Consider the following 6,970-nt stretch of genomic DNA (forward strand, 5'->3'; position numbering starts at 1 on the left):
TCATTCTGTAAATAATGGAAAAGATTTGGACTTATAACAAACGCCTGTTCTGTTATAATAGGGAGATCAATAATTGACGGGGGAATTTAAATGAAGTTTTTACATACAGCTGACTGGCATTTAGGTAAGCTTGTCCATGGTGTGTATATGACAGAGGATCAGGCATGTATACTTGATCAGTTTATAGAAATTGCAGCGCAGGAAAAGCCTGACGCTATTATCATCGCAGGAGACCTTTACGATCGTTCTGTACCGCCTGCTGATGCTGTCAATCTGTTGAACAAAACGTTATATACATTGAATGTGGAAATGGAAATACCGGTCATCGCTATATCAGGGAATCATGACAGCGCTGATAGAATTGCATTCGGCTCCGAGTGGTATAAACACTCTGACCTTCATGTGACGGGGAAATGGCGGCCGGATCAGCTGCCTGTTGAAATAAAGGGTGTGAGATTTCATTCAGTTCCTTATGCAGAGCCGGGTGTTATAAGAGGATTATTAAAAAATGACTCTATTTTGTCACATCATGATGCGATGAAAGAGACAATCAATGTGATTTGCGGGGACAGGGAATTTGGAAAATATCCTGAAGTGCTGATTGGCCACTCGTTTGTCAGTGGTGGTACGACCAGTGACTCTGAAAGAACTTTATCTGTTGGGGGAGCCGGCACTGTAAGTAAGGAATTATTTGAGCCGTTTACATATACCGCTCTGGGACATCTCCACAGTCCCTATGCGATCAATGATGAGAAAGTTCATTATGCAGGTTCTCTTCTCAAGTATTCCTTTTCAGAAGCCGGCCATAAGAAAATGGTCAAATGTGTTTCTATCGAAAACGGTGAAACAACAGTTAAAGAGATCCCTTTAACGCCTGAAAGAGACCTGGTGATTCTTAAGGGCTCTTTAGAGGAGATGCTCAAGGCGGATTTTTATCATCACAAAAATGATTATATTAAAGCTGTGCTGACTGATGAAGGGTCACTGATTGATCCGATTAACAAGCTGAGATCTGTTTATCCTAATGTACTTCACCTTGAAAGAGAAAGAGCAGTCCGGGATAGTAAACGCGAACAGCCGATCAGGAAAAAACATGATCATTTATCGGATACTGAGCTGTTTAAGCGGTTCTTTGAGTATGTGACAGAGGCTGACTGGACAGATGAGATGGAAGATGAATTAATCCGCACGATGGATTTATCTATTAAAGGAAGTGATCAGACGTGAGACCGCTAAAACTCGTTATGCATGCATTCGGTCCTTATGCAGGTATAGAGACAATTGACTTCAGTGAACTGGGATCAAAAACAATGTTTGTGATTTCCGGTAAAACCGGTGCGGGTAAGACAACAATTTTTGATGCAATCGCTTTTGCACTTTACGGGAAGACAAGTGGAGAGGAACGCTCTGCACAGGATTTGCGCAGTGATTTTGCTGAAGAGAGCCTTCAGACAAGTGTTGATTTTACATTTTTATTAAAAGGTAGAACGTATCGAATACTCAGATCCCCAATTCAGCAAAAGAAGAAATCAAGGGGGGAGGGATATACAACCATCAATGCAAAAGCTGAATTTTATGAAAGAATTGATGGAGAAGAACAATTAATCGCTTCAAATATCAGTGAGACAGAAGATCAGGTCAATAGATTAATGCAGCTCGACTTCCATCAGTTTAAACAGATTCTGATGATTCCTCAAGGGGAATTCAGAACCTTATTAACTTCAGACAGTACAGACAAGGAAAGGATTCTCCAGAAGTTGTTTCATACTGAATCATACCGTTATTTTCAGGAGTATCTAAAAACAAAGTCTAAGGAATTGCGAAGCGATGTTGAAAGATTTTCACATGAAAGGGGCCGACTCTATGAATCTATTGATCCTCTTGACCATGAAGAACTTGAAGAAGCGTTAAATCAGGAAAATATACATGCTCAAAAAATTCATTCGCTAGCAAAAAACTTAGTAGCAACTCAGAATGAAAAATTAAACAACCTCAAAAATAAAATAACTAAACAAAGAGAAGAATATAAAAATGTACTGATAAAAATTGAAAATGCGCTTTACATAGAGCGGACATTTAAAGAATATAACCAGGCAGTTAGTGATTTAAAAGAACTGGATAATCATAAGGAAGAGATCGCAAAATGTAAATCTGACATTTCTATTGCCAAAGATGCAGAGGTCATATGGCCATACTTCCAGGAAATCAGTTATAAAAAAGAAGAACTGGCACGGAGGATTCAATTCAAGGATAAAACAGATAAAGAGCTTTCAGAGATGAATAAAAAACGTGATCAGTATGAGCAAAGTCTTCAGGTTTTATTAAAACAAAAACCTGAAATTGAAGCCAAAGAGAAAAAAGTGTCCGAGCTGGAGAGTTTTAAAGCTAAAGCAGAATCTTATCAGCTGAAGTCAAAGGAGTTAACAAACCTTGCTAGTGACGGGGTCAGGGAAAAAGAAAAACTGGATAAACTGAAAAATGAGCTGAGTGAAAACGAAGATAAAATTGAAAAACTTTTGAAAGAGCAGCAGAATTGGCTGGAAGCACAGCGGACATTCTCTGAGAATAAAGTTAAACTGCATCATGTAAAAACAATAATTAATTTGTTTAAGAAACTGAACCAATACAAGACGACAGAACAGCAGCTGAAAGCAGACTTGATTCAAAAAGAAAAAAATTATTCGGAAGCTGTCGAGAATCAAAAAAAAGAGCAGTTAGCGCTTGATCAGGCGTTACACGAACAGTCTGCAAATTTTGCAATCGAACTTTCAAAGCAATTAACACATGATGAACCCTGCCCTGTATGCGGTTCTAAACATCATCCCGCACCTGCAGTGACAGGTGGCGACTTAAAAGCTGATCCGGTTGTGCATCATAAAAATCTTCAATCTTTGCATTCTGAATTGATCAGGCTTGAAAGCGCATGTGATTATTTGAAACAAAAAATGGAAGGAATCAGAACGGATATAGACGGAGTTTCTCAGGATATCCAGGCCTCAGAAGCTTTTCATGATCAGAAAAGTCTGGAGGATTATCAATCATCTGAAAACCAGCTTGAAAATCAACAGCTTTTATTATCAAAAAAACTGAACGCAGGTGAACCTTCTGCCGGAAGAGAAGCGTTTGAACAGGAAAGGTCTGTTATTAAGAAGCACATCGAAAGTGCTGAAGTGATCGTACAAAAAAAGAGGGATGATTATATCAGCTGCAGGAGCCAGGTCACACAATTAAAAAGTGAGATACCAGAAAAGTATTTCAATGTGTCTGTGTTGCAAGAAGAGATCGCATTATTACAGGAGAGCATTCGTCAGTACAGCAATCAAATGAGTGAAGCAGAAAAGAAGTACTATGACGCTGAAAATGAATCCAGTGCTTTAACAGAGCGATTAAAAAGTGCAGCAAATGAGGTTACTGGTGCTCAGGTTGCATTAGATCATGCAAAGCAGCAGTTCAATACAGCTCTTGAAAATTCCGGGTTCAGTCAGCCGGAAGATTTAAAAGCCGCGAGACTCGAACCTCAAAAGTTAGCGGGCCTTGAAAATAGGGTGTCTCAATATGAAAAGAAAAAGTATTCACTGAAGGAATATATGGAAAAACTCTCAAATGATCTAAAGGGAGTTTCAAAGCCGGATATAAGCATTTATCATGCTGAAAAAGAAAAAATTGAAAATGATATTGCAGGTTTTGAGGAAAAAGTATCAACCCTTTCAGGTTTTGTTCATCATCATGAGCAGATCCTGCTGCAACTTGAACAAAATATCTCAGCTTCAGAAGAAATTGAAAAACGTTACAAACTGACAGGCTTTCTATCTGAAATGGCAAATGGTCAAAATGAATTAAAGTTAACGTTTGAACGTTTTGTGCTTGCATATTATTTGGAGGATATTCTAATTATTGCTAACGAGCGGCTGCTTAAAATGACATCCGGCCGGTATGAACTTCACCGAAAAGAAGACCGTTCGAAAGGGAATAAGCAGGGAGGACTTGAACTTCTTGTTATGGATCACTATACCGGACAACAGAGACATGTTAAAACATTGTCAGGAGGAGAAGCATTTAAATCTTCACTGGCACTTGCGCTGGGACTGGCTGACGTTGTTCAATCGTATGCAGGGGGAGTATCTCTAGAAACAATGTTTATAGACGAGGGATTCGGCACGCTTGATCCTGAGTCACTTGATCAGGCGATAGAATCTCTTATGGATATTCAGGCAGGTGGACGACTGGTTGGAGTCATTTCTCACGTTCCTGAACTGAAGGAGCGGATTGATGCGAGACTTGAAGTCTTTTCATCAAAAGGGGGAAGCAGTACCAGGTTTATCTTAGAATAAAGACCATCTGTCACAATATATACAAGTAAATTGCAAAGGTTTTGTTGTAACAGCTTCGGTAGTTTTGTAGCATTAGGATCATAGTGTGATATAAAGGAGTACGGTTATGAAAAAAATGATCTTTCTAATTGCTGCAACCTTGCTTATTTCAGCATGTTCGTCTGATTTTCAAGGAAATATGGAAAGAGAACTTATAAGTTTTGAATATACAAATCAGGATGGTGAGAAAGTGACGAATAAAGATCTTGAAGGCACCCCTGTAATCGCCAACTTTATCTTTACAAACTGCGATACTGTCTGTCCACCTATGACATATAATATGACTGGTCTCCAGCAATCAATTGAAGATGAGGGTATTGATCAGTACAGAATGTTATCATTCAGTGTAGACCCTCAGCAGGACACCGAAGAAGCTTTGAAAGTGTTCATGGGAAGATATGAACTGAATAAAGAAAAATGGGATTTCTTAACAGGTTATGAATTTGAAGAGATTAGCGAGCTTGCTCTGGAGTCATTTCAGGGGCTGGTAGTTGATGATCCTAATTCTGATCAGATGAGTCACCCTACAAGTATCTATCTGATCAGCCCAGATGGAATGGTCGTTAAAAGCTATGATGGATATCAGTCAGTACCTGAGGATGAAATTATTGCTGACCTCAAAGCCCTGGGTGACAGTTAATTCGGAGGAATTTGATTGAAAAAGAAATGGTATAAGAAAAAAAGATGGTATATTCTATCATTCTTACTGATTTACTTCACAATAATGGTTTATCATCAATACAAACCGCTTCCGGAAGGGATATCTTACAGAAGTAACACCATTAAATCAGAATCTGTTACTTTTTACAGAGATCTTACTTATATGGAAGGTGATCAAAGACGGCTGGATCATCAGATTTTTAATAGAATCTATGAAATGATCGATGAGTCCCAAGAATTTATCGTGATTGATATGTTTATGATGGATGGGAGAGTCAGCGAGGATAAAGGTTATCCTGATATCAGCGGCGAGCTAATGGATAAGCTCGTGGACAAGAAAAATAAAAACCCTGACATGCCGATCATATTCATTACAGATCCTTTTAATACAGGCTACGGGTCATATGAAGGAGCCTGGCTTGAACCTATGAAGGATGCAGGAATTGAAGTGGTCATTACAAATCTTGACCCGCTGAGAGATTCAACACCGATTTACTCGTCGGCTTGGAGAATGGGTCCTAAATATTTGGGACAGGAAGGGAGAGGATGGATAATAAATCCATTTGTTGATGGAGGACCTGAGATGACGCTCAGATCATATCTGTCGCTCGCAAATATAAAGGCTAATCACCGGAAGGCTGTCATTACAGATCAGAGTGCCATGATACTCTCAGCAAATGCGCATAATGAATCCGGATTTCACAACAACGTGGCTTATGAAGTGACTGGTGCGATTATCTCAGATATGTTAAATGCTGAAGAAGCGGTAGCTGACATGTCAGGAAGTGATGTTACGTTTCCTGAGTACACAGCAGAAGGTAATCCGCGCGGCGAGCTTGATCTGGTTTATACAACGGAAGGAGAAACCAGAAAACAAGTACTTGATGCGATATCAAAAGCAAAGCCAGGAGATGAGATCTGGCTTGCTATGTTCTATCTTTCGGAGCCTGACATTGTTGAAGCATTAGAAACTGCTGCAATAGAGGGTATTGCAGTATCGTTTATACTTGACCCGAATGAAACCGCTTTTGGCAATAAAAAGACAGGGCTGCCCAACAGACCGGTTATAAATGAGTTAAATGAAAATACAGATGATGCGATTAATATTCGATGGTACAATGTGGATATAGAACAATACCATCCTAAAATGATGTTTGTTAAATTAGAGAATGAAGGAATCATCATCTCAGGTTCAGCTAACTTTACAATGAGGAATATGAAAAATTATAATCTGGAAAATAACCTGACAATCTCAGGTCCTTTGAACAGCCAGGTCATGCAGGATACAGAACAGTACTTTAACCAGCTTTGGACAAATGAGGGTGCAGAGTATACAGTTCCGCTTGAAGAGTTTCAGGGAAGTTTATCGTTTTGGCAAAGAGGTGTTTATTGGGTTCAAAAACAATTAAAGCTGACAACTTATTAATCAGAGGAGGATCAATTTGAACCGCAGACAGTGGATATTACTCAGTACAATGTCGACCATGCTGATGATGAGTGCAGTTTTAATTGTTCTTATTATTCTTTCTGATCGTAATGAAGAATTGCCTGATATGCCTGCTCAGGAACAGGAAAACACCCCGGAGGCTGAAAATATCTCAGAAGCTGAAATTGATGAGGAAGATGATTCAACCGGTAGTGTTGCAGAAGAGTTTTCAGAATCAAATATTGATGAAGGTATAGCAGATCATGAAATAGAACAGAATAAAGAGGATCAGCAGCCTCAAGAAAATGAATCATCATTTAAAGATCAGAGTCAGTTTGAAACCGGCATAACCGGTCCGGACATGCCAAGCGAACCGCTTGTCGAAGATTCTTTTGAAAACTAGATATTTTTTCCTAAAGAGGCTGGGACAAAAACTAGCCAAAGACTAAAATAAAAGGCGCTGATCATCTAAAAAGATGGTCGGCGCCTTTTATTACCAAATATTTGTGCTGGT

5 protein-coding genes are annotated in these 6,970 nt (G+C 39.2%); all 5 read left to right on the forward strand.

From position 1 onward, the window contains the following. The first annotated feature begins 90 nt into the window (after positions 1-90). Positions 91-1,227, forward strand: a complete 1,137-nt coding sequence (locus KP77_RS09745) for an exonuclease SbcCD subunit D (RefSeq protein ID WP_041122497.1) — start codon at positions 91-93, stop codon at positions 1,225-1,227. After that, positions 1,224-4,331, forward strand: coding sequence for an AAA family ATPase (locus tag KP77_RS09750; protein WP_041122498.1), 3,108 nt, complete (start codon positions 1,224-1,226; stop codon positions 4,329-4,331). The genes KP77_RS09745 and KP77_RS09750 overlap by 4 nt, the downstream gene beginning before the upstream one ends. Positions 4,332-4,437: 106 nt before the next feature. Continuing rightward, a complete protein-coding gene (locus tag KP77_RS09755; protein WP_041122499.1) occupies positions 4,438-5,010 on the forward strand; it encodes an SCO family protein in 573 nt (190 codons plus the stop codon). Between the two features lie 15 nt (positions 5,011-5,025). Next, positions 5,026-6,456 carry a phospholipase D-like domain-containing protein gene (locus KP77_RS09760; RefSeq protein WP_041122500.1) on the forward strand — a complete coding sequence of 477 codons (1,431 nt, stop codon included), beginning with the start codon at positions 5,026-5,028 and terminating at the stop codon, positions 6,454-6,456. 16 nt (positions 6,457-6,472) lie between these two features. Continuing rightward, positions 6,473-6,859: a hypothetical protein gene (locus KP77_RS09765; protein ID WP_041122501.1), complete on the forward strand. Its 387-nt coding sequence runs from the start codon at positions 6,473-6,475 to the stop codon at positions 6,857-6,859. Positions 6,860-6,970 lie beyond the last annotated feature (111 nt).

The sequence above is a fragment of the Jeotgalibacillus alimentarius genome, from assembly GCF_000829445.1.
Lineage (GTDB): Bacteria > Bacillota > Bacilli > Bacillales > Jeotgalibacillaceae > Jeotgalibacillus > Jeotgalibacillus alimentarius.

Bases quoted from the DNA above. Each gene is read 5' to 3' on its own strand.
- KP77_RS09755 (WP_041122499.1), top strand. From the start codon at position 4,438: ATGAAAAAAATGATCTTTCTAATTGCTGCAACCTTGCTTATTTCAGCA.
- KP77_RS09745 (WP_041122497.1), top strand. From the start codon at position 91: ATGAAGTTTTTACATACAGCTGACTGGCATTTAGGTAAGCTTGTCCAT.